Origin of the sequence: Janthinobacterium sp. BJB426 (assembly GCF_002735705.1) — a bacterium.
GTDB lineage: Bacteria > Pseudomonadota > Gammaproteobacteria > Burkholderiales > Burkholderiaceae_D > Janthinobacterium.
Genome location: NZ_PDZL01000050.1, coordinates 1 through 1,400, shown reverse-complemented (window position 1 = coordinate 1,400; position 1,400 = coordinate 1). Strand labels below are relative to the sequence as shown.

The 1,400-nt window shown below is 51.0% G+C and carries 2 rRNA genes; both read left to right on the top strand.

The features are described 5' to 3' along the window. Window positions 1-1,151, top strand: a 23S ribosomal RNA gene (locus tag CSQ93_RS28470); the annotation flags it as partial. Window positions 1,152-1,289: 138 nt separating this feature from the next. Then, window positions 1,290-1,400 (top strand): 5S ribosomal RNA (rrf, locus tag CSQ93_RS28465); the annotation flags it as partial.

Sequence of the window (1,400 nt, the reverse complement as noted above, 5' to 3'; positions counted from 1 at the left end):
GAAAGGGTTGCAATAAACTGGTGGCTGCGACTGTTTAATAAAAACACAGCACTCTGCAAACACGAAAGTGGACGTATAGGGTGTGACGCCTGCCCGGTGCTGGAAGATTAAATGATGGGGTGCAAGCTCTTGATTGAAGTCCCAGTAAACGGCGGCCGTAACTATAACGGTCCTAAGGTAGCGAAATTCCTTGTCGGGTAAGTTCCGACCTGCACGAATGGCGTAACGATGGCCACACTGTCTCCTCCCGAGACTCAGCGAAGTTGAAATGTTTGTGATGATGCAATCTACCCGCGGCTAGACGGAAAGACCCCATGAACCTTTACTGTAGCTTTGCATTGGACTTTGAACCAATCTGTGTAGGATAGGTGGGAGGCTTTGAAGCGGGGACGCTAGTTCTCGTGGAGCCAACCTTGAAATACCACCCTGGTTTGTTTGAGGTTCTAACCTTGGTCCGTTATCCGGATCGGGGACAGTGCATGGTAGGCAGTTTGACTGGGGCGGTCTCCTCCTAAAGTGTAACGGAGGAGTTCGAAGGTACGCTAGATACGGTCGGACATCGTGTTGATAGTGCAATGGCATAAGCGTGCTTAACTGCGAGACTGACAAGTCGAGCAGGTACGAAAGTAGGACATAGTGATCCGGTGGTTCTGTATGGAAGGGCCATCGCTCAACGGATAAAAGGTACTCTGGGGATAACAGGCTGATTCCTCCCAAGAGTTCATATCGACGGGGGAGTTTGGCACCTCGATGTCGGCTCATCACATCCTGGGGCTGTAGCCGGTCCCAAGGGTATGGCTGTTCGCCATTTAAAGTGGTACGTGAGCTGGGTTTAAAACGTCGTGAGACAGTTTGGTCCCTATCTGCCGTGGGCGTTGGAAATTTGAAGGGGGCTGCTCCTAGTACGAGAGGACCGGAGTGGACGAACCTCTGGTGTACCGGTTGTCACGCCAGTGGCATTGCCGGGTAGCTAAGTTCGGAAGAGATAACCGCTGAAAGCATCTAAGCGGGAAACTTGCCTTGAGATGAGATTTCCCAGAGCCTTGAGCTCTTTGAAGGGTCGTTCGAGACCAGGACGTTGATAGGCTGGGTGTGGAAGTGCAGTAATGCATTAAGCTAACCAGTACTAATTGCCCGTACGGCTTGTCCCTATAACCTTAGCAGGTACAGAGGATAAGACGGTACAACGTTGCGTGTGTGTTGATACTACCAGTCATTACCCCAATCTTTGCTTCTTCCAGATTCAGGCTTTGTCGCTCCACAGAGGACAAATGCCAGTACAAGTTATGCCTGATGACCATAGCAAGTTGGTCCCACCCCTTCCCATCCCGAACAGGACCGTGAAACAACTTTGCGCCGATGATAGTGCTGCAACCAGTGTGAAAGTAGGTTATCGTCAG